We start from the raw sequence: 24,408 nt of genomic DNA on the forward strand, positions 1-24,408 counted from the left end.
GGGGCCGTCAGCCCGCCGCGTCGAGGGCGCGGCGCACGGCGGCCGCGCCGTCCTCGTCGAGCTCGCCCCAGCACCGCAGCCGGGACAGCCCGCCGTCGGGGAACACGTCCAGACGCAGGTGGGTGGCCGGTGCGGCGCCGGGCAGCAGGAACCGGTGCCGGGTGTCGGGCTGCACCCGCTCGCGGTCGCGCAGCACCGTCCACGACCCGCCGGTGCGTTCGTCGCGGGTGCTGACCGAGACCCAGCCCGGCGCGTTCCCGACGAACCAGGTCGTGTCGACCTCCACGTGCCGCGGGACCCCGCCCGCGGCGAGCGCGAACTCGACCCAGTCGTTGCCGCCGTCGCGGCGCCGCGCGTTCTCCCAGCCCTCGCCCATGTGCCGCGCCTTCCCGGGCAGCAGCAGGTTGCCGGGGGAGGAGTAGAACTCGTCGGAGCAGCCGGTGACGTGCCCGCCGTTCTCCGCCGCGAGCAGGTCCACGGTGCCCTCGAGGAACCGCGGGTCGGGCAGCACCCGGCCGAGGACCCGGAACCGGGCGATCCCGCCGTCCGGGTGCATGATCAGCCGCAGGTGGGTGGCCCGGCGGGTGTCGGTCACCGGGTAGACGTTCGCGGTGTGCCCGGCGCACGCCGAGCGCGGCACGATCTCGTGCCAGGGCGCCTTCTCCAGCTCGTCAGGGGAGGGGTGGCCGTCGACGGCGGTCGCCTCGACGGCGATCTCCGGCGGGTAGTTGCCCCTGAACCAGGAGGTGTCGACGACGACGTGGTCCACCACCCCCGGCGCACCCAGGCGGACCAGCGCCCAGTCGTGGCCGGGCTCGCGGCGGCGACGGGTCTCCCAGCCGTCGTAGACCTTGCCTTTGAGACCGAACTCGTCGGGGTCGAAGCGGGGCGGGGCGGCGGTGATGAGGTTCTCGCGCTGGGCGAAGAACTCGTCGTTCGCGGCGACGACCGAGCCGCCGAGCGCGCGGGAGGCCAGGTCGATGAGCGAGGGGTCGGTCACGGTCTGCTCCTGATCATCGGGCGGGTGGGGGACGGGTGGTCGGTGGCGATCCGGGCGCCGAGCAGCCGCAGCAGCTCGGCGGCGCGGTCGACCGCGTCGCGGTGGTCGAGGGCGGTGTCGGTCAGGGCGTAGGTCGCGACGAAACCCGCGGCCCGCAGTGCGGCCGGGCCGAGGGTCACCTGCCCGGCGACGGCGACGACCGGCGTCCCGGCCGCGCGGGCGGCGGCGGCGACCCCGGCCGGAGCCTTGCCGTGCAGGGTCTGGGCGTCCAGCCTGCCCTCCCCGGTGACGACGAGACCGGCGCCGGCCAGCTCGTCGTCGAAGCCGGTCAGCTCCAGGACGGTACCGACGCCGGGTGCGACACGCGCCCCGCAGACGGCGGTCAGCGCGAGCCCCGCCCCGCCCGCGGCCCCGGCGCCGGGTGCCGCGGCGAGCGCGTCGGCGTCGGTGCCGGTGGCGGCGGCGAGCACCCGCACCCAGCGGGCCAGCGCGTCGTCGAGCGCGGCGACCCCGGAGGCGTCGGCGCCCTTCTGCGGGCCGTAGACGGCCGCGGCGCCGTGCGGGCCGAGCAGCGGGTTGTCGACGTCGGCGGCGAGCCGGACCCGCACGGCCGGGTCCCGCAGCCGCGGGTGCAGCCCGGCCAGGTCGAGCCGGTCGGCCCGGGCAAGCGCCGCGCCGCCCCGCCCGACCTCGGCGCCGCCGGCGTCCAGGACCCGGGCGCCGAGCCCGCGCAGCAGCCCGGCTCCGCCGTCGGTGGTGGCACTGCCCCCGAGCCCGACGACGACGTCGGTGCACCCGGCGTCGAGCACCGCGGCCAGCACGGTGCCGAGCCCCTCGGTGCCCGTGCCGCCCGGGTCGCGCACCCCGCCGGGCAGGACCGCGAGCCCGGCCGTCGAGGCCAGCTCCACCAGCGCGGACACGCCGTCGCGGGCCCAGACGGCCGTCAGCGGAGCCCCGGTGGGGCCGGTCGCGGTGGTCGTGACCGGCTCCCACCCGGCGGCGAGCGCCGCGGCGACGGTGCCCTCGCCGCCGTCGGCGACCGGGCAGCGGCGCACCGGACGGCCCGGGTCGGCGTCGGCGATCCCGGCCGCGAGCGCGTCGGCGACGGCGGCGGCGTCCAGCGAGCCCTTGAACTTGTCCGGGGCCAGCAGGATCGCGCTCACCGGCGGTGGGCCAGCGCGGTCGGGGCGTCGGCGGGGGTCTCGGCGAGGTCCTCGAACTCGGTGACGGCGTCGATCTCGGTGCCCATCGCGATGTTCGTGACCCGCTCCAGCACCACCTCGACCACGACCGGCACCTTGTGCTCCGAGGCCAGCTGCGACGCCCGGCGCAGGGTCGTGGCGATCTCGTCGGGCTCGGTGACCCGCAGCCCCACGCAGCCCAGCCCCTCCGCGACGCGGACGTGGTCGACGCCGTAGCCCTTGGGCAGCCCGGTCAGCTCCTCGTCGGCGTGCATGTTGTCGAAGGCCAGGGAGACCTGGAAGTCCATGTCGAACGCGCGCTGCGCCTGCCGGATCAGTCCCAGGTAGGAGTTGTTGACCACGACGTGGACGTAGGGCAGCCCGAACTGGGCGCCGACCGCGAGCTCCTCCAGCATGAACTGGAAGTCGTAGTCGCCCGAGAGCGCGACGACCGGGGTCGACGGGTCGGCGACGACGGCGCCCAGCGCGGCCGGGATGGTCCAGCCGAGCGGTCCGGCCTGGCCGCAGTTGACCCAGTGCCGGGGCCGGTAGACGTGCAGGAACTGGCCGGCCGCGATCTGGGACAGCCCGATCGTCGTCACGTAGCGGGTCTCCGGGCCGAAGACCCGGTTCATCTCCTGGTACACCCGCTGCGGCTTGATCGGGACGTGCGGGAAGTCGGTGCGCCGCAGCAGCGTCGCCTTCCGCTCGCGGCACGACTCCGCCCACGCGCCGCGGTCCGGCAGGGTCCCGGCGTCGCGGCGGCGGCGGGCCTCGGCCAGCAGGGCGCGCAGGGCGGCCCCGGCGTCGGAGACCACGCCGTAGTCGGGGGCGAAGACCCGCCCGATCTGGGTGGGCTCGATGTCGACGTGCACGAACCGGCGCCCGCGCCGGTAGGTGTCCAGCCCACCGGTGTGCCGGTTCGCCCAGCGGTTCCCGATGCCGACGACGACGTCGGAGGCCAGGAAGGTGGCGTTGCCGTAGCGGTGCGCGGTCTGCAGCCCGACCATCCCGGCGGCGAGCGGGTGGTCGTCGGGGATCGTGCCCCAGCCCATCAGGGTCGGCACGACCGGGACGCCGAGGATCTCGGCCAGCTCGACGAGCTCGGCGGAGGCGTCGGCGTTGACGATCCCGCCGCCCGCGACGATCAGCGGCCGCTCGCCCTCGGCGAGCAGGTCCAGCACCCGCGACGCCTGCGGGCCGGTCATCGCGGGGCGGTGCACCGGCAGCGGGGCGTAGGTGTCGGGGTCGAAGTCGATGACGGTCTGCTGCACGTCGATCGGCAGGTCGATCAGCACGGGACCGGGCCGGCCGGACCGCATGAGGTGGAACGCCTGGGCGAACGCGCCCGGCACCTGCGCGGCCTCGCGCACGGTCATCGCCATCTTGGTGACCGGTGCCGCGATGGCCGCGATGTCGACGGCCTGGAAGTCCTCCTTGTGCAGCCGTGCGACCGGCGCCTGCCCGGTGATCGCCAGGATCGGGATCGAGTCCGCCGACGCCGAGTACAGCCCGGTCACCATGTCGGTGCCCGCCGGGCCGGAGGTGCCGATGCAGACGCCGATGTTGCCCGGACCGGAGCGGGTGAAGCCCTCGGCCATGTGCGAGGCGCCCTCGACGTGGCGGGCCAGGACGTGGCCGATCGTGCCGCGGGCGCGCATCGCGGCGTAGAAGGGGTTGATCGCCGCACCCGGCACGCCGAACGCCTGCGTGGCGCCCTCGGCCTCCAGGATGCGGACGGCGGCCTCGGCCGCGGTCATCCGGGTCATGACGACTCCCCGTTCAGGCGGCGGACGGTGCGGTGCAGGGCGGAGTGGTCGAGGCCGCCGTCGCCGGCGGCCCGGGTGGCGGCGACGAGCTGGGCGACGAGCGCGGTCACCGGGGCGACCACCCCGGCCTCGCGCGCGGAGTCGGCGACGATGCCCATGTCCTTGTGGTGCAGGTCGATCCGGAAGCCGGGGGCGTAGTCCCCGGCCAGCATCTTCGGGGCCTTCTGGTCGAGGACCTTCGAGCCGGCGAGCCCGCCGCCGAGCACACGGGCGGCGGCGTCGAGGTCGGCGCCGTGCGCGCGGAGGAACTCGACCGCCTCGGCGAGCAGGGCGATGTTCCCGGCGACGATCAGCTGGTTCGCGGCCTTGACGGTCTGCCCGGCCCCGGACGGGCCGACGTGCACGACGGTCGCACCGAGGACGTCGAGCAGCGGGCGGGCGGCGGCCACGTCGGCCTCCTCCCCGCCGACCATGATCGACAGGGCGGCGTTCTCGGCGCCCGCCTGGCCGCCGGAGACCGGGGCGTCGAGCATCCGCAGGCCGCGTTCGGCCGCGCGGGCGGCGAGGTCGCGGGCGACGTCGGGGCGGATCGTGGAGAAGTCGACCACCAGGGTGCCCGGCTCCGCGGTGTCGAACACGCCGCCGTCGCGGGTGCAGACGTCGACGACGTCGGGGGAGTCGGGCAGCATCAGCGCGACCACGTCGGCGCCGGTCACCGCCTCGGTGACCGTCGCCGCGGCCCGGCCGCCGTCGGCGGCCAGGGCCTCGGCCTTCTCCGGGCTCCGGTTGTGGCCGACGACGTCGTGGCCGGCCTTCACGAGGTGGCGGGCCATCGGGCCGCCCATGATCCCGAGGCCGACGAAGGCGATGGTGCTCATGCGGGGGCTCCTTCCCTGGTCAGCCAGCCGAACGGGTCGGCGGTGACGGGCTTGTACTCGAGGCTGACCGGGCCGTCGTAGCCGGCGGCGACGACCCGGGCGAGCAGGTCGGCGATCGGCAGGTCCCCGGTGCCGGGTTCGCCGCGGCCGGGGGCGTCGGCGATCTGGACGTGGCCGATCCGGTCGGCGTGGCGGTCGATCGCGGCCGCGGGATCGTCGCCGTTCACGGCGAGGTGGTAGACGTCGAGCAGCAGCCGCAGGTGCGGCGACCCGACCCGGTCGAGCACGGCGACGGCGTCGTCGGCGGTCCTCAGGGGGTAGGCGTCGACGCCGCTGACCGGTTCGAGCAGCGCGACCGCGCCGATGCGGGCGGCCGCGTCGGCGGCCAGTGCGAGGCTGCGGACGGCGGTCTCGTCCTGGACGCGCGGGTCCAGGTCGTCGCGCCGGTTGCCGTACAGGGCGTTGAAGCCGAGCGTGCCGAGCCGCTCGCCGATGCCGACGGCCACGGCGACGTTGTCGGCGAACTCGCTCGCGCGGGCCGGGTCGGACAGGATGCCGCGCTCGCCGGCGGGCATGTCGCCCGCGGTGAAGTTGAGCCCGGTGAGGGTGACGCCGGCGTCGGCGACGGCGGTGACGAAGGCGTCGACCTCGTGGTCGCCGGGCACGGAGTCCGCGAACGGCCACCAGAACTCGACGGCGTCGAAGCCGGCCGCCGCGGCGGCCGCGGGCCGGTCGAGCAGCGGCAGGTCGGGGAACACGATGGAGCAGTTGACGGTGTAGCGCACTTCAGGGGCCTCCTCGGTCCTCAGGCGGGCTCGGGCAGTCCCCGGTAGGCCCGCCACCCGCCGTGGGTGGTGATGTCGGTGAGCTCGTCGCGCTGGCGCTCCAGCACGCCGGGCCGCAGCCCGACGGCGAGGACGTCGCGGCCGTCGTCGAGCTCGATGACGGTGAGCTCGAGCTCCGGCGGCTCGTCGGGCAGGAAGTCGGTGCGGATCGCCGAGAGCGGGACGTCGTAGATCTCCCCGGCCAGCGCCACGCCGCCCGACGGGTCCTCCAGCAGGGCCGGGAACTGGTCGCGTACCGAGTACATGCGGTAGTGCGGAGCGGTGCGGACCCCGCCCAGGAACGGGTGGGCGGACACGTTGTGGTGGAGCCGGCCGCCGCGCATCGCGTCACCGGAACAGAAGAGGGCAGTCACCGGAGCCTCCAATCATTCCGCAATGCGGAAAAGTGATTCCGTTGTGCGGTGTGAATCGGACCACGGCATCCGGGGGCTGTCAAGCATCGTCGTCGGCGGCGACCCCTTGACGCTTGCGTGACCGGCGCCATAGCTTGATTCCGCCAGGTAAGAGATTCGTTTCACATCGCGGAAATCAGCGCGTTACGTTGGACGCGCCACGACGTGGGAACCGAGGTGGCCCCGATGACGGGACCCGGAACGAGCGACCGATCCGCAGCAGCCCCGACCGGTGAGCGGGTGGCCGCCGTGCCCGTCACGCAGGACGGGGCGGACGCACCGAGCCCCCGGCTCTACAACCGCGACCTCGCGCCGACCACCGTCGAGGGACGGTCGTGGAAGGCCTACAACATCTTCACCCTGTGGGCCGTCGACGTGCACAGCCTGGGCAACTACGGCTTCGCGCTCGGCCTGTTCGCGCTCGGCCTCGGCGCCTGGCAGATCCTGGTCTCGCTCGGCATCGGTGCGCTGGTGCTGTTCGTGCTGCTCACCGTCGCCGGGTACATGGGCTACCGGACGGGCCTGCCGTTCCCGGTGATGAGCCGGATCTCCTTCGGCGTGCGCGGCGCCCAGCTCCCGGCCCTGGTGCGCGGCGCGGTCGCGATCGCCTGGTTCGGCATCCAGACCTACCTCGCCACCCGGGTGCTCGTCGTGATGGTCCTGGCCGTGGCTCCCTCGGCCGGTGCGCTGGAACAGGTGTCGTTCCTGGGGCTGTCGGTGCTGGGCTGGATCTGCTTCGTCGTCCTGTGGGTCGTGCAGGTGGCGATCCTGCTGCGCGGCATGGACGGCATCCGCCGCTACGAGGCCGTCGCCGGCCCGATCGTGCTGGTGACCCTCGCGGTGCTCGCGGGCTGGGTGCTGTGGCAGACCGGTGGCGACATCGCGCTGTCGGTGCCCGAGCCGCTGACCGGCGGGGCGATGTGGGTGCAGATCCTCGCCGGGGCGTCGCTGTGGACGGCGATCTACGGCACCTTCGTCCTCAACTTCTGCGACTTCACCCGCGGCGCGGTGTCCACCGGCGCGGTCCGGCGCGGCAGCTTCTGGGGGATCCTGCCGAACACGCTGTTCTTCGGTGTCGTCGTCGTGGTGCTGGCGGGCGGCCAGCTGCGGATCGGCGGCCAGGTGATCTCCAGCCCGGCCGACGTCGTCAACACCATCCCCAACACCCCGCTGCTGCTGGTCGCCTCCGCCGCGCTGCTGATCCTGACGATCGCGGTCAACCTGATGGCGAACTTCGTGGCCCCCTGCTACGCCCTGTCGAACCTGTTCCCGCGGGTGCTCGACTTCCGCCGGGCCGGGGTGGTGAGCGCGCTGATCGGGCTGATCATCCTGCCCTGGAACCTGTACGACTCCCCGGTGGTGATCACCTACTTCCTGGGTGTGCTCGGCGCGCTGCTCGGCCCGCTGTTCGGGATCGTGATGGCCGACTACTGGCTGGTCCGGCGCGGACGCATCGACGTCCCCGCGCTCTACACCGAGGCGAGCACCGGCGCCTACCACTACCGCGGCGGGGTCAACCGGCGCGCGGTCGCGGTGTTCGTGCCGTCCGCGGTGGTCGCCGTCGCCGTCGGGTTCGTCCCCGCGCTGGAGCCGGTCGCGCCGTTCAGCTGGTTCCTCGGCGCCGGGATCGCGGCGCTGCTGACCGTGCTCGTCGCCCCGCGCGGACGGGAGTACCGCGCGGTCTCCGGGGAGTCGCTGGCCGTCGCACCGACCGGGGGGCACTGATGCGCATCGTCGTCGTCAACGTCAACACCACCGGGTCGGTGACCGAGGCCATCGCCGCCTCCGCCCGCGCCGTCGCGGCACCGGGCACCGAGATCGTCGGGCTGACGCCCCGGTTCGGCGCCGAGTCGGTCGAGGGCAACCTGGAGAGCTACCTGGCCGCGGTCGGGGTCGCCGACGCCGTCGCGCGCTACGCCGCCTCCGGCGAGCGGTTCGACGCGGTGATCCAGGCCGGCTACGGCGAGCACGGCCGCGAGGGCCTCCAGGAGATGCTCGACGTGCCCGTCGTCGACATCACCGAGGCCGCCGCGACCACCGCGATGTACCTCGGCCACCGCTACTCGGTGGTGACCACCCTGGACCGCACCGTCCCGCTGATCGAGGACCGCCTGCTGCTGGCCGGGCTGGACCGGCGCTGCGCCTCGGTGCGCGCCTCCGGGCTCGCGGTGCTGGAGCTGGAGCAGGACCCGGACCGCGCGGTCGCCGCGATCGTCGAGCAGGCCCGGGTCGCGGTCGAGCAGGACCACGCCGAGGTGATCTGCCTCGGCTGCGGCGGCATGGCCGGGCTGGACGCGAAGGTCCGCGCCGAGACCGGGGTGCCTGTCGTCGACGGGGTGCAGGCCGCGGTCACCGTCGCCGAGTCGCTGGTCCGGCTCGGCCTGACCACCTCGACGAGCCGCACCTACGCGGCACCCCGTACCAAGAAGATCACCGGATTCCCCCTGGAGATGTCATGACCAGCTACGACCTGGTGGTCCGCGGGAAGCGGATCATGACCACGGCGGGCGAGCAGCCCCGCGAGATCGGCGTGACCGGCGGGCGGATCGTCGCCATCGAGCCGCTCGGCAACGGCCTCGACGGGGCCCGGGTGATCGACCTCGCCGACGACGAGGTGCTGCTGCCCGGCCTCGTCGACACCCACGTGCACGTCAACGAGCCCGGCCGCACCGAGTGGGAGGGCTTCGCCTCGGCGACCCGGGCCGCCGCGGCGGGCGGGGTCACCACGATCGTCGACATGCCGCTGAACTCGATCCCGCCGACCGTCGACGTCGCGGCGCTGGAGGTGAAGCGGAAGGTCGCCGAGCACCAGGCGTTCGTCGACGTCGGGTTCTGGGGCGGCGCGGTGCCCGGCAACCTCGGCGACCTGCGTGGTTTGCACGACGAGGGCGTCTTCGGGTTCAAGTGCTTCCTGCTGCACTCCGGCGTCGACGAGTTCCCGCCGCTCGACGCCGACGAGATGGAACGCGACATGGCCGAGCTGGCCACCTTCGACGCCGTCATGATCGTGCACGCCGAGGACTCCCGGGCCATCGAGAAGGCCCCCACCCCGCACGGCGCGAAGTACGACACCTTCCTGCGCTCGCGCCCGCGCGGCGCGGAGAACCTGGCGATCGCCGAGGTCATCGAGCGGGCCCGCTGGACCGGGGCGCGCGCGCACGTGCTGCACGTGTCCTCCTCCGACGCGCTCCCGATGATCGCCACCGCGCGGCGCGACGGCGTCCGGATCACCGCCGAGACCTGCCCGCACTACCTCACGCTGTTCGCCGAGGAGATCCCCGACGGCGCCACCACGCACAAGTGCTGCCCCCCGATCCGCGAGGCGTCGAACCGGGAGCTGCTGTGGGAGGGGCTGCTCGACGGGACGATCGACTGCATCGTGAGTGACCACTCGCCCAGCACCGCCGAGCTGAAGCTGCTCGACTCCGGGGACTTCGGGCTCGCCTGGGGCGGGGTGTCGTCGCTGCAGCTGGGGCTGTCGCTGGTGTGGAGCGAGGCCCGCCGGCGCGGCATCGGGCTCGCGCAGGTGGTGCAGTGGATGGCGTCGAAGCCCGCCGACCTGGTCGGGCTGCGCTCCAAGGGCCGGATCGCACTGGGCTACGACGCCGACCTCGCCGTCTTCGCCCCCGACGCCGCCTACGTCGTCGACCCGGACCGGCTGCACCACAAGAACAAGGTGAGCGCCTACGCCGGCCGGTCGCTGTCCGGCGTGGTCCGGCGCACCGTCCTGGGCGGCCGCGACGTCGACGTCTCCGGTGAGCCGCACGGCAGGCTGCTGCGCCGCGGCTCGGTGGAGCGGGTGACGGGTGCACCCGGCGCCCCGGACGGCCCCGAGGTCCCGGCCGCACCGCCCGAGCAGGGCTAGACTTCCGTCATGCGGAAGAACGATCCCGACAGCCGTGTCGACGCCGGTGCGGACGTCACCGCGTCCGCACCGGCCCGCTCGGGCACCGTGCAGTCCGTGGAGCGCGCCGTGGACCTGCTGGAGGCGATGGCCGACGCGGGCGGCACGGTCAGCCTGTCCCACCTCGCGGCCACCTCCGGGCTCCCGCTGCCGACCATCCACCGGCTCGTCCGGACCCTGGCCGGGCGCGGCTACGTCCGCCAGCAGTCCTCGCGCGAGTACGCCCTCGGCCCCCGCCTGGTGCGCCTCGGCGACACCGCGGGACGCCTGGTGGGCATGTGGGCTCGCCCGCGGCTCGCCGGCCTGGTCGACGACCTGGGGGAGAGCGCCAACCTGGCGCTGCTGGAGGGGAACCAGGTCGTCTACGTCGCCCAGGAGCCCGGCCGGCACTCGATGCGGATGTTCACCGAGGTCGGACGACGGGTGTCGCCGCACTGCACCGCCGTCGGGAAGGCGCTGCTGTCCCGGATGCCGGTCGAGCGGGCGCGGGAGGTGCTGCGGCACACCGACTTCGTGCGGCACACCGACAACACGATCACCTCGCCCGAGGAGTACTTCGCCGAGCTCGACAAGGTCCGTGCCGCCGGGTACGCCGTCGACGAGGGCGAGCAGGAGCTGGGGGTGCGGTGCGTCGCCGTCGCGCTCGACGGGCCGCTGCCCGCCGCCGTGTCCATCTCCGGCCCGACGACCCGGATGACCGACGCACTCCTCGACTCCGCCGTGCCGAAGCTGCAGTCCGTGGCCGACGCGCTGGTGGCCGAGCTGGCCCGGCAGGACACCGCGGGGGCCTGAGGCCGGCCCGACCATGATCGGAGATCCGGAGGGGATCGGTGCCACTGCCGGCACCGATCCCTTCCGAGTCCTCGATCACCACGGGGACGCGGTTCGCGATCGCCACCGGAACGGAGCGAACGGGCCCGGCCGGGCCGCCGCGGCCGGATGCTCCGGCGATGACCGGGAGCCCCGACGGCCACGACGCCCCCTCCGCCGGTCCCTCCGGCGCGACCGGAGCGGTGGCCGCGTTGCTGGTCCGGCAGGCCGGTGTCATCAGCCGGGCCCAGGCCCTCGCCTGCGGGATGTCGGGACGCACCGTCGCCCGCCGGGTGTCGACCGGAACGTGGTGCGTGGTGCACCCCGGGGTCTACCTGGTCGCCGGCCATCGGCCGGGACACGAGAGCAGGGTCAGGGCGGCGGCGCTCTGGGCGGTCCGCGGGCGACGTTGAGCGGACCCGCCGCCGCGTTCTGGCACCGGATGCTCGACGAGCCGCCCGGCGCGGTCGGGTTCACGGTCCCGCGCACGATGCACCGGGTCCCGGTCCCCGGGGTGACGCTGCGCAGGCGGGTCCTGGACCCGGCCGACCGGACGGTGCTGCACGGCGTCGCGGTGACGACGCCGGCGCGCACCGTGCTCGAGACCGCCCCGGTCGCGGGACCACGGTTCCTCGACCGCGCGCTGCAACGTCACGTCGGCTTCGCCGAGCTGCACGCGGCCTACTGCCGCCACATGGGTGCCCGGGGGAACCGGGGGATGGGGGAGCTCCTCGTCGCGTGCGCCGACCGCGCCGACTCGGTGGCCGAGCGCCGGATGATGCGGTTGCTCCGGGACGCGGGTGTGACCGGGTGGGTGCACGGCCACCGGTTCGGCCCGTGGACCGTGGACCTGGCGTTCCCCGAGCGCAGGCTGGCGATCGAGGTCGACGGCTGGGCCTGGCACGTGGACGCCGAGCGCTTCGCCGCCGACCGGCGCAAGGGCAACGCGCTCGGCGCCGCGGGGTGGGTCCTGCTGCGGTTCACCTGGGCGGACCTGACCGGGGCCCCGGAGCTCGTCGTGCGCCGTGTCCGTGAGGTCCTGGCCGCCGCGGCGTGACCGGCCCCGGACCGGCAGCGGTGATCGTCGTCCCGGAAGGGACCCGTGCCACGGACGGCACCGGACCCTTCCGGAACGACGATCATGCGGCGGCGCTCAGTCCTCCCTGACCTGAGTGCCCGGCTTCGCCGTGACCGGCTCGTAGGACTCCGGGCCCAGCACCTCGCCCGAGGCCAGGATCCGGATCTCCCCGGTCTGCACCAGCACCGGCGGGCCCGCCGCGACGACCGACGGCGCCGACGGCCGCCCGGGGGCGAACACGTTGAAGAACAGGTTGAGCAGCACCGCGACGATCGCCGCCGAGCTGATGCCGGAGTGGAAGATCGTCGCGAACCAGTCCGGGAAGTTCGCCCAGAAGTCCGGCGACACCACCGGGACCAGGCCGAACGCCACCGACGCCGCGACGATCACCATGTTGTTGGTCCCGCGGTACTCGACGGCGGCGAGCGTCCGGATGCCGCTGGCGGCGACCGTGCCGAACAGCACGATGCCCGCCCCGCCGAGCACCGGCTGCGGGATCGCCGAGAACACCGCGGACGCCATCGGCGAGAGCCCCAGCACGAGCAGGAGGAGCCCCCCGGCGGCGACGGCGAACCGGCTCCGGATGCCGGTCAGCGCGACGAGCCCGACGTTCTGGGCGAACGCCGTCGCCGGGAAGGAGTTGAACACCGGCGCGACCACCGAGGCGGCCATGTCGGCGCGCAGCCCGTCGCCGACCCGGCGGGCGTCCACCCGGGTCTCGACGACCTCGCCGACCGCGAGGATGTCGGCGGTGGTCTCCACCATGATCACCAGGACCACGATGACCATCGAGACGGTCGCCCCGACCGTGAACAGCGGGGTGCCGAACGCGAACGGCGCGGGCAGCGCCGCGACGCTCGCCCCGCCGACGCCGGAGAAGTCGCTCAGCCCGGCCACCAGCGCGACGACGGTCCCGACCAGCAGTCCGAGCAGCACCGACAGCCGCGACAGCACCGCGATCTTCCCGGCGACGACCACCACCAGGAACGTGAACCCGGCCAACGCGATCGAGGGCAGCGCGGCGAACTCGGGGTTGGGCACCGTCGCCCCGCCCACGGTGACGGTCTCCCGGCCGGTGATCCAGCCGGTCGCCACCGGCATCAGCGACAGCCCGATCACGGTGATGATCGACCCGGTCACCACCGGCGGGAACAGCCGTACCACCCGGGCGAAGAACGGGGTGATCAGCAGCCCGACCGCGGCCGCGACGATCACCGCGCCGTAGACGGTGCGCAGGCCGTCGGTGCCGTCGTCGCCGACGATCGCGATCATCGTCGACACCGAGGCGAACGAGGTGCCCTGCACCAGCGGCAGCTGCGACCCGAAGAACGGCAGGCCGAGGGTCTGCAGCAGGGTGGCGAGCCCGCTGACGAACAGCCCGGAGGCGACGAGCACGGCGCTCTGCGCGGGGGTGAGCCCGGCCGCGCCGCCGATGATGATCGGTACCGCGATCACGCCGCCGAACATCGCGAGGATGTGCTGGACGCCGTAGCCGACCGTCGGCCCGATCCCGAGCCGTTCGTCCTCCGGACGTGGTGCCTGTTCCGTGCTCATGGCGGATCCCCTCGGTGGGAGTGGCGGGTCAGACGGAGGACGGCATGTCGGTCCACGCCTCCGGCGCCGGGGTCACGCCGTCGCGGACGACGGTGCCCTCGATCAGGCCGTAGGGGCGGTCCGCGGCGTGGAACACCTCGTTCGGGTTCTTGAGCCCGAACGGCGACAGGTCGGACAGGAAGTGGTGCTTGTTGGGCATCGCGAACCGGATCTCGGCGACGCCGTCGCAGGCCTCGATCGCGGCCCGGCCCATCTCGTAGAGCGACTGCTGCAGCGCGAGCGAGTGGGTGGTGGCGAACGCCGACAGCATCGCCGCGCCGATCGCGTCGTAGGCGCCGTTGAAGTCGATCCCGGCGGCGACAGCGTCGGGCAGGTAGCGCCAGCGCGCGGTGACCGAGGTGGCGAGGATGCGGTCGTCGGTCTCGACGAGGGTCGTGTACCGGTCGCGCGGGAAGCCGTGGAACTCGCTGCCGGTGGACTTCAGCACGGTGAGGTCCTTCAGCCCGGCGGTGACGTGGGTGGCCCCGCCGGTCTTCTGCACCGTCGCCAGCCGGGTGGCCCGGCCCTTCCGGACGAACGAGTGGTCGTGCCCGGCGCCGTCGACGACGATCCGCTCCCACTCGTACTGCTCGGCCTGCCAGAGCCCGCCGGTGATCCAGTCGAACTCGCCGGTGAAGTGGTCGCCGAGCAGCAGCAGGAACTCCTCGGGTGAGGTGATGCCGTGCTCGGACGCGAAGGCGTACACCACGTTCTTCTGGGTGTCGGTGGCGACGACCTTGGAGTTGTCGCCGGTCAGGTAGCTGCTCTCGAGCGCGGCGCCGCGCAGCTGGCTGGTCACGTTGAGATCGGTGATCTCGTGCCGGGCGGTGTCGCGCACGACCCGCACCACGCGGACCTCCGCCTTCCCGTACTTGTTGTCGCCGAGGTGGACCGAGACGGACATGATCAGCTCCCGAGATAGGTGGAGTAGGAGTAGGGCGACAGCAGCAGCGGGACGTGGTGGTGGCGGTCGGTGCGCTCCGGGCGGAACGCGATCGACACCTCCGGGAAGAACGGGCTCGGCGTCGTGAACGTGATCCGGTGCAGCACCCCCGCGGTGAGCGCGGCGGACTCCGGGGCGCGCCAGCGGCCGTCGTCGTCGGTGGTGCCCGACGCCAGCACGGTCCCGTCGGCGCCGGTCAGGGTGACCGGGACGCCGGTGGCCGGGCGGCCCGCCGCGGCGTCGAGGACGTGGGTGGAGAAGCTGCTCATGCCAGCACCTGCCGCATCCGCAGCGCGGTGATCTCGGCCAGCTGCCCGGCGGCCTCGGCGCGCTCGGCGGCCGGGTCGTTGCCCAGCCTGCGCTCCAGCTCCGCGAGGATCTGACCGGCGTCGCGGCCGGCGGCCCGGATCAGGAACACGTGGCCGAAGCGCTGCTCGTAGGCGGCGTTGCCGGCGGCGAGCCGGGCGGCGGTGTCCGCGCCGCTGTCCACACCGGACTGCTCGGAACGGGAGAACGCGGCGCCGTCGGCGTGGGCGCCGCCGGGTCGCTCGCCGATCCGGGGGTGCCCGGCCAGCGCGGCGTCGATCTCGGCGCTGTCCAGGGCGAGGACCGCCTTCTCCGCCGCGGCGACGGCGTCGTCGACGCTGCCGTACGGGCGCCCGGCCAGCATCCGGTCCGCCCACACCGGCGAGGTGGCGCAGGCACGCAGGGCCGGGCGCAGCTCGTCGGGCGGGGCGGTGTTGAGTCGGTCGAGGGTCAGGTCGTCCGGCATGGGTCCTGCTTCCGTGCTCGTTCCGTGAGTTTCACGATGCGGAATCGTGGTTCCGAAGTGTCATCAGTGTTGGTTTCGCGACGGGGAGGTGTCAAGGGTCACTCCGTCGAGCGGCTCCGTCCGCGGCGGGGTCCGGCCGACCAGGCTGCGGGACACGGCGCCGGGGGACACCGGACCCGGCCGGTTCGTCACGTACTCGTCCCGCCGCGCAAGGAGATCGTCATCCGACGCCGGTTGTGTCCGGTGTGCGTGGTTCCGGCGTCACGCAGTCGTGACCCGCGGGCAACCGGCGCCGTCGTTGCGGAACGCAGCATTCCTCATCGGTGGTCCCACCGACCCGGCCACCGTGGGGGCATCGGATGACACAGGAGATGAACCGGCCGGCACCGGCGGCGTCGGAGGCCGGGGCCGCGCGCGAGACGCTGGAGGACTACACGCTGCGGTTCGCGCCGCGCAGCTACCGCCGCTGGTCGCCCGGCGTGGTCGGGGTGACCGCGCTGGGCGGCATCGCCTACCTCGCGGACTTCGCGATCGGCGCCAACATCGGCATCGCCTACGGCACGACGAACGCGCTCTGGGGCATCGCGGTGTTCGCGCTGGTCGTCATCGCGACCGGGCTGCCGCTGGCGTACTACGCGGCCCGCTACAACCTCGACCTGGACCTGATCACCCGCGGCAGCGGCTTCGGCTACTACGGCTCGATCCTGACCAACGTCATCTTCGCGACGTTCACCTTCATCTTCTTCGCCCTCGAGGGCTCGATCATGGCCCAGGGCCTGCAGCTGGGCCTCGGCGTCCCGCTCTGGGCCGGCTACGCCGTCTCCACGGTGATCATCTTCCCGCTGGTCGTGTACGGGATGTCGCTGCTGTCGACCCTGCAGGTGTGGACGACGCCGCTGTGGCTGGTCCTGATGGTGCTGCCGTTCGGCTACCTGCTGGTCGCGCACCCGGACTCGGTCTCGACCTTCCTGGCCTACCAGGGCGAGGACGGCCGGGGCGCGCCGAGCCTCGGCTCGGTCATGCTCGCCGCCGGGGTCTGCCTGTCGCTGATCGCCCAGATCGCCGAACAGATCGACTACCTGCGGTTCATGCCGCCGAAGACGCCGGAGAACGCGCGCCGCTGGTGGGCCGCGACCCTGCTCGCCGGGCCGGGCTGGGTGCTGTTCGGCGCCGCGAAGCAGGTCGTCGGGCTGTTCCTGGCGGTGTACCTGATCGCGAACGTCGCCGACGGCGCGACCGTCGCCAACGAGCCGGTGCACCAGTTCCTGTCGATCTACTCCGACCTGATGCCGGGCTGGCTGGCGATCACCCTGGCCGTCGTGCTGGTCGTCATCAGCCAGATCAAGATCAACGTCACGAACGCCTACTCCGGCTCGCTGGCTTGGACGAACTCCTTCACCCGGATCACCGGGACCTACCCCGGCCGGCTGGTGTTCCTCGGCGTCAACCTGGTGATCGCGCTGGTGCTGATGGAGGCGAACATGTTCGACTTCCTCAACACGATCCTCGGGTTCTACGCCAACATGGGCATCGCGTGGATCGTCGTCGTCGCCACCGACATCGTCGTGAACAAGTACCTGCTGGGGATCTCGCCGAAGGTCCCCGAGTTCCGCCGCGGGATGCTCCACGCGGTCAACCCGGTCGGGTTCGGATCGGTCGTCCTGGCGGGCGGGCTGTCGATCGCGGCGTTCTTCGGGCTGCTGGGGGAGGCGCTCGCGCCGTTCTCGCCGCTGGTCGCGATCGTGCTCGGCGTCGTCCTGCCGCCGGTGATCGCGGTCGCCACGAAGGGCCGGTACTACCTGCGCCGCCCGGACGACGGCATCGACCTGCCGATGTTCGACGAGCACGGCAACCCCTCGGACGCCGTGCTCGGCTGCCACGTGTGCGGCCAGGACCTGGAGCGCCCGGACATGACGGCCTGCACCGCCCACGACGCGCACGTCTGCTCGCTGTGCCTGAGCACCGACCGGGCGCGGGAGCACGTGCTCCCGGCCCAGGGGTGATCACGACCGGCGAGGGGATCGGTGCCGGATCCGGCACCGATCCCCTCACCGGTGCCGATCATGGTCCGACGGGGTGCGAGGCCGCCGCGGCGACCGCCCCGGCCAGCCGCCGGGCGGCGGTGACCGCGTCGTGGCCGACGGCCGTCGCGAGCATCCCGCGCACGGCCAGGGGCGACAGGCTCCAGCCCTCCCCGCAGGCCGGGGACACCGGCTCGCCGCCGGGGCCGATCACGACCTCGGTGCCCAGCACCCGGTGCCCGGCCAGGTGGGCGGGGGAGGCGTCGAGCAGCGGGTCGCCGATCTCCTGGGTCTGCACCAGCAGTGGGCGGCCGTCCTCGGTGACCCGGACGGTGCCCCGGTAGCGGCCGGCCCGCTCGCCGGTCCGCCCGGCGACGAGCACGTCACGGGCGTGCAGCGTCGCCGTCGGGGCCAGCCGCACGTCCAACACGGTCTCGTGGTCGGCGCGGGCGGTGACCACCGTCGGCTCGGGGCGGTAGGTCAGCGACCCGCCGTCGGCGACGGTGGCGCGCAGCACGGTGCGGCTCGGACGTCCCGCCCCGGGCAGCGCGACGGCGGCGGCGACGCCGGTCAGCACCAGGTGGGCGCCGGGCCCGACGGTGACGGTGAGCTCGACGTCGTCGCCGGCCAGCGGGGTCGACGCCGACCCCACCAGGTGCACGACGGCCTCGGGGCACGCCGCGCCGGCCACCCCGCGCCGCGGCACCAGCGCGAGCGGGGCCTGCGCCCGCAGCGCCGTCACGACCGTGCGGCCCTCCCGCGCCACGACGCCCAGCTGCGCGCAGGCCCGCACCTCAGACCGTCGCCCGGACCGCGGCGACCTGCTCGCACACCCACGCCCCGACCCGCGCGGCGCCCGGGTCCTCGACCAGCGACTGCGCGATCACCGGCAGCTCCCCGCGGATCCGTGCGGCGTCCCCGGTCATCACGGTGAGGTCGGCGCCGACCAGCGGCGCCAGGTCGGTCTTGTTGATCACCAGCAGGTCGGCGGTGGTGACGCCAGGGCCGCCCTTGCGGGGCACCTTGTCCCCGCCCGCGACGTCGACGACGAAGATCTGCCGGTCCACCAGCCCCCGCGAGAACACCGCGGTGAGGTTGTCCCCGCCGGACTCGACGAGGACCAGCTCCAGGGCCTCGTCACCGGAGAACCGCTCCTCGAGGAGGTCGATCGCGTCCAGGTTGGCGGTGATGTCGTCGCGGATCGCGGTGTGCGGGCAGCAGCCCGTCTGCACCGCCTCGACCCGCTCCGGGGGCAGGACGGCGTTGCGGCGCAGGAAGTCCGCGTCCTCGGTGGTGTAGATGTCGTTGGTGACCACGGCCAGGCGCACCCGCCCGGCGAGGCTGCGGGCCAGCGCCGCGACCAGGGCGGTCTTGCCCGAGCCGACCGGGCCGCCGATGCCGATGCGCACGGCGCGGCCGCCGGTCGGGGCGGGTGCGTGGTGGTCGTGGTCGGCGACGGTCGGGTCGAAGCTGATCACGTGACCGTGCCCGTGACCGGTGCCGGTGGGTTCAGGAGGCAAACAGACGCACCCTCTCGCGGTGGTGGTGGACGTGGGACTCGGCCATGAGGTCGAGCACCGGCGCACCGGGCGCCGGGAGGTCCTCGGGCGGGCCGTCCGCCATGGCGGCGGCCTCGTCGACGACGGCGGCCAGGTCGTCGCCGAGCGCGACGATCGCGGCGTTCACGGCGAACGGGTCCAGCCCGAGCAGCCGCACCGCCGCCGACGCCGGTCCGGAGACGGCCAGGTAGGCGACGCAGCGGGCCGCGGCCGACGGCGGCTCCCCGGTGCCGCCGACCACCGCCCCGGTCAGCAGCGGGTGGTGCGGGCGGGGGTGGGCGGAGAGCAGCGCGCCCAGCACCGGCGACGGCCACGCCGCCCGCACCGCCCGCAGCGACGCCCGGCCCTGGGCCCGGGACGCCTCCCGCTGCGCCGCCGAGGGGGTGCGGGCGTCGAGCGCGGCGTCCAGGGCCGCCCACCCGTCGCCCCCACCGTCGACGGCGAGCTGCGCGGCCGCCGCGGCGGCGCAGGCGGCGACCCGGCCCGCGGTGCGCAGCCGCCCCCGCAGGAACGCGTGCAGCGAGGCGACGTCGCCGACCAGGCCGCGCTCGGCGGCCTCCTCCAGGCCACCGGAGTGCACGTGCCCGCCGCCGGGGAACCGGGCGTCGGACAGGACGAGCGAGGCGAGCATCAGAACAGGAAGTACCGCTGCGCCATCGGCAGCTCGGCGACCGGGGCGGGCTCGACGACGTCCCCGTCGATCGTCACGGTGAACGAGTCCGGGTCGACCCGCACGTCCGGGGTGGCGTCGTTGAGCAGCATCCCGGCCTTGCGCACCGAGCGGGTGTCGGCCACCGGCACCGCGGGCGTCGCCAGGCCGAGCCGGTCGGGGACGCCGTCGGCCAGCGCCGAGGGGGCCATGAACGTCAGCGATCCCAGCGCCGCGGGGATGTGGGCGTAGCCGAACATGGGCCGCCCGTAGACCGGGCCCGGGGTCGGGATGGAGGCGTTCGCGTCGCCCATCTGCGCCCACACGGCGAACCCGCCCTTGAGCACGACCTCGGGGCGCACCCCGAAGAACTTCGGCTCCCACAGCACCAGGTCGGCGAGCTTCCCGACCTCCACCGAGCCGACGTGGTCGGCGGCACCGTGCGCCAGCGCCGGGTTGATCGTGTACTTCGCGACGTAGCGCCGGGCGCGCAGGTTGTCGGCGCGGTCGGAGTCACCGGGCAGCGGCCCGCGGGCGGCCTTCATGACGTGTGCGGTCTGCCAGGTCCGGATGACGACCTCGCCGATGCGGCCCATCGCCTGGGAGTCCGAGCTCATCATCGAGATCGCGCCCAGGTCGTGCAGCACGTCCTCGGCGGCGATCGTCGTCGGGCGGATCCGGGACTCGGCGAAGGCCAGGTCCTCGGGCACCGACGGGTTCAGGTGGTGGCACACCATGAGCATGTCGAGGTGCTCGTCGAGGGTGTTGACGGTGTGCGGACGGGTCGGGTTCGTCGACGACGGCAGCACGTGCGAGGTGCCGACGACCTCGATGATGTCCGGGGCGTGCCCGCCGCCCGCGCCCTCGGTGTGGAAGGCGTTGATCGAGCGGCCGTCGATCGCGGCCAGGGTGGACTGCAGGAACCCGGCCTCGTTGAGGGTGTCGGTGTGGATCGCGGCCTGCACGCCGGTCTCCTCGCACACCCGCAGACAGGCGTCGATCGCCGACGGGGTGGTGCCCCAGTCCTCGTGCAGCTTGAACCCGCCCGCCCCGGCGCGCAGCTGCTCGTGCAGCGCCCCGGCCGAGGTGGTGTTGCCCTTGCCCATCAGCAGGAGGTTCACCGGCTGGTGGTCCATCGCCTGCAGCATCCGGGAGATGTTCCACGGGCCGGGCGTCACGGTCGTGGCCTTGGACCCGTCGACCGGGCCGGTGCCGCCGCCGAACAGCGTGGTGACCCCGGAGGCGAGCGCGGTCTCGACCAGCTGCGGGCAGATGAGGTGCACGTGCGCGTCGATCGCGCCGGCGGTGAGGATGCGCCCGTTGCCCGACAGCACCTCGGTCCCGGGCCCGATCACCAGCGCCGGGTCGACCCCGTCCATGGTGTCCGGGTTCCCGGCCTTGCCGATACCGACGATGCGGCCGTCCTTCACCCCGACGTCGGCCTTCACCACGCCCCAGTGGTCGAGCACGACGGCGCCGGTGATCACCAGGTCCGGGCAGTCCGCGGCCAGGACGGCCGCCTGACCCATCGACTCCCGGATCACCTTGCCGCCGCCGAACATGACCTCGTCGCCGGACGCCGGGCCGCGCGAGCGGTCCTCGGTGACCTCGATCAGCAGGTTCGTGTCGGCGAGCCGGATCCGGTCCCCGACGGTCGGGCCGTAGAGGTCGGCGTAGCGCGCGCGGTCGATGCTCACTGCTCGTAGCTCCGCTCGTCGAGGGCGCCGGCCCGTTCCGGACGCAGGCCGGGGACCCGGCGCGCCCCGGCGATCGGCACCAGCGTCACCTCGCGCTCCACCCCGGGCTCGAACCGCACCGACGTCCCGGCGGGGACGTCGAGCCGGTGCCCCCACGCGGCGTCGCGGTCGAAGGACAGGCCGGGGTTCGCGGCGGCGAAGTGGTAGTGCGACCCGACCTGCACCGGGCGGTCCGCGGCGTTGACCACGGTGAGCGTCAGCCGGGGGCGGCCGGGGTGCAGCTCGACCGGCTCGGTGCCGACGAGGATCTCGCCGGGGGTCACGCGATCGGCCCGTGGACGGTGACGAGCTTCGTGCCGTCCGGGAAGGTGGCCTCGACCTGCACCGAGTCGAGCATCTCCGGGACGCCGTCGAGGACGTCGTCGCGGGTCAGGACCTCCCGGCCGCTGCTCATCAGCTCGCTGACGGTGCGGCCGTCGCGGGCGCCCTCCAGGACGTGCTCGGTGATCAGCGCGACCGACTCCGGGTAGTTCATCCGCAGACCCCGCTCCCGACGCCTGCGGGCGACGTCGGCGGCGACGTGGACGAGGAGCTTGTCGCGCTCGCTCGGGCTGAGGTGCATGCCCCGCATTGTCTCCGGTCCCGGGTTGCGACGGGATTGCCGGGAGGTTCCGAACGGTGTCCCGACGGGGGCCCGATGTCCGGGTCGACTGTCGGAACCTACGAAAGCCCCGCGACGAGCGGCCCGGGGTTCGTCGGGGACGGCGGTGCCGGGCGGTCCCGGCCCGGGCGCATGGTGATGCAGGTCGCAATCCGGCCCCCTCAGCGCGCCCTGCCCAGTCACACCCTCCGGCTCCCATCGAGGTCACCGATGCGCCTGCGCCGATCCACCAGCCGAACCACCGATCCCGCCCGTCCCGTCCACCCGGTCGACCGGGTGCCGCCCGCCGGGCGGCTCGCCGTCTACGGCATGCAGCACGTGCTGGCGTTCTACGCCGGCGCCGTCGTCGTGCCGATCCTGCTCGCCAACGCCATCGGTCTCGACGAGCGCCAGCTCATCCACCTGATCAACGCCGACCTGTTCACCTGCGGCATCGCCTCGATCCTGCAGTCTGTCGGGATCGGCCGGATCGGGGTGCGGCTGCCGCTGCTGCAGGGCGTCACGTTCACCGCGGTCTCGCCGATGATCGCGATCGGGCTCGCCGCGGGTGGTGGCACCGCCGGGCTCACCACCATCTACGGCGCGGTGATCGTCGCCGGGCTGGTCACCTTCCTCGCCGCGCCCTACGTCGCGCGGCTGCTGCGGTTCTTCCCGCCGGTCGTCACCGGCACGGTGATCACCGTGATCGGGCTGGCGCTGCTGCCGGTCGCCGCGACCGACGCCGTCGGCGGCGCGAACGCCCCCGACCCCGGCAACCCGCTCTACCTCGGGCTCGCCCTCGGGACGCTCGCGGTGATCGTGCTGATCCAGCGGCTGTTCCGCGGCTTCCTCGCCACCGTCGCGGTGCTCGCCGGGCTCGTGCTCGGGACACTCGCCGCGGTGCCGTTCGGGCTGGTCGACCTGTCCGCGGTGGGGGAGTCGGACTGGGTCGGGGTGACCACGCCGTTCCACTTCGGCTGGCCGCAGTTCTCGATCGCCGCGATCCTGTCGATGATCGTCGTCATGATGATCACCGCGGTCGAGACGACCGGCGACGTGATCGCGACCGGCGAGATCGTCGACCGGAAGGTGGGCGCGGACGACGTCGCCCGCGCCCTGCGCGCCGACGGCGTCGCCACCACCCTGGGCGGGGTCCTCAACTCCTTCCCCTACACCTGCTTCGCCGAGAACGTCGGCCTCGTCCGGCTCACCCGGGTCTCCAGCCGCTGGGTGGTCGCCGCCGCGGGCGGCTTCATGATCCTCATCGGGCTGGTGCCGAAGGCCGGGGCGCTGGTCGCGGCGGTGCCGCACCCGGTGCTGGGCGGGGCGGCGCTGGCGATGTTCGCGACCGTCGCCGTCGTCGGGATCCAGACGCTGTCGCGGGTCGACTTCCGCGACCACCGCAACGTCGTCGTGGTCGGGTCCGGGCTCGGGGTGGCGTTGTTCGTGACCGTGCAGCCGGACGTGGCGCAGGCCCTGCCGGAGTGGGCGGGCATCGTGCTCGGCTCCGGGATCACCGCGGGCAGCGTCGTCGCGATCGGGCTCAACCTGCTGTTCTTCCACACCGGGCGCCGCCGCGGCGCCGCCCCCGCGACGGCCGGCGGGGACACCGTGACCTTCGACCGGCTCGCCGCCGCCGACGCCGGTGAGTTCGCCGCGGTCCTCGGGCGGCTGTTCGAGGGACCGACCGCGGTGCCCGGGCGGGTGCACGCCCGCGGCCCCTTCACCGACGCCACGGCGCTGCGCGCCGCGGTGCAGGACGAGCTGTTCGCCGCGCCGCCCGAGGAGCAGCGGGCGCTGATGGGCCACTACCCCGATCTGGGCGGTCTGGTGGGCACCGGCTCCGCCGCCCCGGCGCCCGACCGCGACGGGGGCACCGCGACCACGGGCGCCGGCGCGGCGGCACTGCGCGACCGGGCCGGTCTGGCCCTGCTCGACGGCGACGACCGCGCCGAGCTCGGCCGGCTCGCCGCGGCCTACCGGGAGCGGTTCGGCTTCCCACTGATCGTGTGCCTGCGCGACGCCGGGGACCGCGGCGCCCTGCTCGCGACCGCGCGACGCCGGCTCACCCACCCGCCGGCGCAGGAGCACGCGGCCGCGCTCGTCGCCGTCGCGACCGTCGCCGGGCACCGCTTCGACGACCTCGTGTCCGGCTGAGCGTCCGGCCGGGCCACCGACCGGGCCGTCCGGCCGGCGCGGGACGTCCGCGCCGGCCGTCGCGGTCGTTCCGGGCCGGTACGGTGGCGGCGTGGACCTGGCGATCGGACGGCGCGCGCGGGCGGGGGCGGCCCTGCTGGTCGCGTCGCTGCTCCTGCTCGCCCCGGTCCTGCTGCCCGCCGACGTCGACACCGGTCTCGTCGGCGCCGTCGTCGCGCTCGCCGTCCTCGCCTGGGCGGGGCACCGCGAGCTCGGCGCGATCCACCTTGTCGCCACCGCCGCGACCACCCCGGTCCGCGAGGCCCGCCGGGCCCGGACCCGGGCCGGGACCGTCCGCCAGACCGACCCCGACGCGGCCGGCCGTGCCCGGCCCCGCGCCCCGGGAGCGCTCCGCCCGGAGCAGGTCCCCGGCACCGTCGCGGCCGCCTGACGCGCGCGGTCCGCCGGCCGGTGCGCGGTGCGCACCGGACCGTCGTCGTCCCTGCTCCGGGACCCGTCCCGCCCCTCGGACGTCCCTGGA

At 74.3% G+C, this 24,408-nt stretch carries 25 protein-coding genes; 9 read left to right on the forward strand and 16 right to left on the reverse strand.

Annotated features, from left to right (window positions below):
• Window positions 1-7 precede the first annotated feature (7 nt).
• From alc to DMP17_RS31325, 6 genes are read right to left on the reverse strand one after another with little or no spacing between them, the layout of a single operon-like run.
• Window positions 8-1,000: an allantoicase gene (alc, locus tag DMP17_RS31300; protein WP_100877899.1), complete on the reverse strand. Its 993-nt coding sequence runs from the start codon at window positions 998-1,000 to the stop codon at window positions 8-10.
• On the reverse strand, window positions 997-2,163 hold the full coding sequence (locus DMP17_RS31305) for a glycerate kinase (protein ID WP_337831418.1): 1,167 nt from the start codon (window positions 2,161-2,163) through the stop codon (window positions 997-999). The genes alc and DMP17_RS31305 overlap by 4 nt, the downstream gene beginning before the upstream one ends.
• A complete protein-coding gene (gene gcl, locus DMP17_RS31310) occupies window positions 2,160-3,950 on the reverse strand; it encodes a glyoxylate carboligase (protein WP_337831419.1) in 1,791 nt (596 codons plus the stop codon). Before gcl ends, DMP17_RS31305 begins: the two co-directional genes overlap by 4 nt.
• Complete coding sequence (locus tag DMP17_RS31315) at window positions 3,947-4,828, reverse strand: 2-hydroxy-3-oxopropionate reductase (RefSeq protein ID WP_337831420.1); 882 nt, start codon at window positions 4,826-4,828, stop codon at window positions 3,947-3,949. The genes gcl and DMP17_RS31315 overlap by 4 nt, the downstream gene beginning before the upstream one ends.
• A complete protein-coding gene (locus DMP17_RS31320) occupies window positions 4,825-5,613 on the reverse strand; it encodes a hydroxypyruvate isomerase family protein (protein ID WP_337831421.1) in 789 nt (262 codons plus the stop codon). The genes DMP17_RS31315 and DMP17_RS31320 overlap by 4 nt, the downstream gene beginning before the upstream one ends.
• A 20-nt stretch (window positions 5,614-5,633) precedes the next feature.
• Window positions 5,634-6,026, reverse strand: coding sequence for an allophanate hydrolase-related protein (locus DMP17_RS31325; protein WP_226356942.1), 393 nt, complete (start codon window positions 6,024-6,026; stop codon window positions 5,634-5,636).
• Window positions 6,027-6,251: 225 nt separating this feature from the next.
• Between DMP17_RS31325 and DMP17_RS31330 the strand changes: the two genes are divergently transcribed.
• The 6 genes from DMP17_RS31330 (at window position 6,252) to DMP17_RS31355 (ending at window position 11,836) form a co-directional block, all read left to right on the forward strand.
• Window positions 6,252-7,790: an NCS1 family nucleobase:cation symporter-1 gene (locus tag DMP17_RS31330; RefSeq protein WP_255655331.1), complete on the forward strand. Its 1,539-nt coding sequence runs from the start codon at window positions 6,252-6,254 to the stop codon at window positions 7,788-7,790.
• Window positions 7,790-8,524: an aspartate/glutamate racemase family protein gene (locus DMP17_RS31335; protein WP_226356944.1), complete on the forward strand. Its 735-nt coding sequence runs from the start codon at window positions 7,790-7,792 to the stop codon at window positions 8,522-8,524. The genes DMP17_RS31330 and DMP17_RS31335 overlap by 1 nt, the downstream gene beginning before the upstream one ends.
• On the forward strand, window positions 8,521-9,930 hold the full coding sequence (gene allB / locus DMP17_RS31340) for an allantoinase AllB (protein WP_226356945.1): 1,410 nt from the start codon (window positions 8,521-8,523) through the stop codon (window positions 9,928-9,930). The genes DMP17_RS31335 and allB overlap by 4 nt, the downstream gene beginning before the upstream one ends.
• A 9-nt stretch (window positions 9,931-9,939) precedes the next feature.
• On the forward strand, window positions 9,940-10,761 hold the full coding sequence (locus tag DMP17_RS31345) for an IclR family transcriptional regulator (RefSeq protein WP_337831422.1): 822 nt from the start codon (window positions 9,940-9,942) through the stop codon (window positions 10,759-10,761).
• Between the two features lie 158 nt (window positions 10,762-10,919).
• On the forward strand, window positions 10,920-11,192 hold the full coding sequence (locus DMP17_RS31350) for a type IV toxin-antitoxin system AbiEi family antitoxin domain-containing protein (RefSeq protein WP_337831423.1): 273 nt from the start codon (window positions 10,920-10,922) through the stop codon (window positions 11,190-11,192).
• Entirely contained in the window at window positions 11,189-11,836 is a 648-nt protein-coding gene (locus DMP17_RS31355; protein ID WP_337831424.1) for an endonuclease domain-containing protein, read from the forward strand. The genes DMP17_RS31350 and DMP17_RS31355 overlap by 4 nt, the downstream gene beginning before the upstream one ends.
• A 96-nt stretch (window positions 11,837-11,932) precedes the next feature.
• Here the strand turns inward: DMP17_RS31355 and DMP17_RS31360 are convergent, their stop codons facing one another.
• The 4 genes from DMP17_RS31360 to uraD are packed head-to-tail and all read right to left on the reverse strand — an operon-like array spanning window position 11,933 to window position 15,165.
• The gene (locus tag DMP17_RS31360; RefSeq protein WP_337831425.1) at window positions 11,933-13,411 is read right to left on the reverse strand and encodes a nucleobase:cation symporter-2 family protein; all 1,479 of its coding nucleotides are present in this window, start codon (window positions 13,409-13,411) and stop codon (window positions 11,933-11,935) included.
• A gap of 28 nt (window positions 13,412-13,439) precedes the next feature.
• Entirely contained in the window at window positions 13,440-14,354 is a 915-nt protein-coding gene (pucL, locus tag DMP17_RS31365) for a factor-independent urate hydroxylase (RefSeq protein ID WP_337831426.1), read from the reverse strand.
• Between the two features lie 2 nt (window positions 14,355-14,356).
• Entirely contained in the window at window positions 14,357-14,662 is a 306-nt protein-coding gene (locus DMP17_RS31370) for a hydroxyisourate hydrolase (RefSeq protein WP_100877890.1), read from the reverse strand.
• Window positions 14,659-15,165, reverse strand: a complete 507-nt coding sequence (uraD, locus tag DMP17_RS31375) for a 2-oxo-4-hydroxy-4-carboxy-5-ureidoimidazoline decarboxylase (RefSeq protein WP_226356950.1) — start codon at window positions 15,163-15,165, stop codon at window positions 14,659-14,661. Before uraD ends, DMP17_RS31370 begins: the two co-directional genes overlap by 4 nt.
• A 359-nt stretch (window positions 15,166-15,524) precedes the next feature.
• Between uraD and DMP17_RS31380 the strand changes: the two genes are divergently transcribed.
• Entirely contained in the window at window positions 15,525-17,168 is a 1,644-nt protein-coding gene (locus DMP17_RS31380; RefSeq protein ID WP_226356951.1) for a purine-cytosine permease family protein, read from the forward strand.
• Between the two features lie 58 nt (window positions 17,169-17,226).
• Here DMP17_RS31380 and DMP17_RS31385 read toward each other — a convergent pair whose 3' ends face one another.
• From DMP17_RS31385 to DMP17_RS31410, 6 genes are read right to left on the reverse strand one after another with little or no spacing between them, the layout of a single operon-like run.
• Window positions 17,227-17,979, reverse strand: coding sequence for an urease accessory protein UreD (locus tag DMP17_RS31385; RefSeq protein WP_226356952.1), 753 nt, complete (start codon window positions 17,977-17,979; stop codon window positions 17,227-17,229).
• Window position 17,980: 1 nt separating this feature from the next.
• Window positions 17,981-18,706, reverse strand: coding sequence for an urease accessory protein UreG (gene ureG, locus DMP17_RS31390; protein WP_337831427.1), 726 nt, complete (start codon window positions 18,704-18,706; stop codon window positions 17,981-17,983).
• Complete coding sequence (locus DMP17_RS31395) at window positions 18,696-19,379, reverse strand: urease accessory protein UreF (RefSeq protein ID WP_337832760.1); 684 nt, start codon at window positions 19,377-19,379, stop codon at window positions 18,696-18,698. Before DMP17_RS31395 ends, ureG begins: the two co-directional genes overlap by 11 nt.
• Window positions 19,376-21,091, reverse strand: coding sequence for an urease subunit alpha (locus tag DMP17_RS31400; RefSeq protein WP_337831428.1), 1,716 nt, complete (start codon window positions 21,089-21,091; stop codon window positions 19,376-19,378). Before DMP17_RS31400 ends, DMP17_RS31395 begins: the two co-directional genes overlap by 4 nt.
• Window positions 21,088-21,414 carry an urease subunit beta gene (locus DMP17_RS31405; protein ID WP_226356955.1) on the reverse strand — a complete coding sequence of 109 codons (327 nt, stop codon included), beginning with the start codon at window positions 21,412-21,414 and terminating at the stop codon, window positions 21,088-21,090. The genes DMP17_RS31400 and DMP17_RS31405 overlap by 4 nt, the downstream gene beginning before the upstream one ends.
• Window positions 21,411-21,713: an urease subunit gamma gene (locus tag DMP17_RS31410; protein ID WP_020622559.1), complete on the reverse strand. Its 303-nt coding sequence runs from the start codon at window positions 21,711-21,713 to the stop codon at window positions 21,411-21,413. The genes DMP17_RS31405 and DMP17_RS31410 overlap by 4 nt, the downstream gene beginning before the upstream one ends.
• Before the next feature lie 249 nt (window positions 21,714-21,962).
• Here DMP17_RS31410 and DMP17_RS31415 point away from each other — a divergent pair, with 249 nt between their 5' ends.
• Entirely contained in the window at window positions 21,963-23,888 is a 1,926-nt protein-coding gene (locus tag DMP17_RS31415) for a solute carrier family 23 protein (RefSeq protein ID WP_337831429.1), read from the forward strand.
• Window positions 23,889-23,979: 91 nt separating this feature from the next.
• Window positions 23,980-24,318 (forward strand): DUF6412 domain-containing protein, encoded by a 339-nt coding sequence (locus DMP17_RS31420; RefSeq protein WP_226356957.1) that lies wholly within the window; start codon window positions 23,980-23,982, stop codon window positions 24,316-24,318.
• Window positions 24,319-24,408: the final 90 nt, after the last annotated feature.

The sequence above is a fragment of the Pseudonocardia sp. TMWB2A genome, assembly GCF_017312135.1.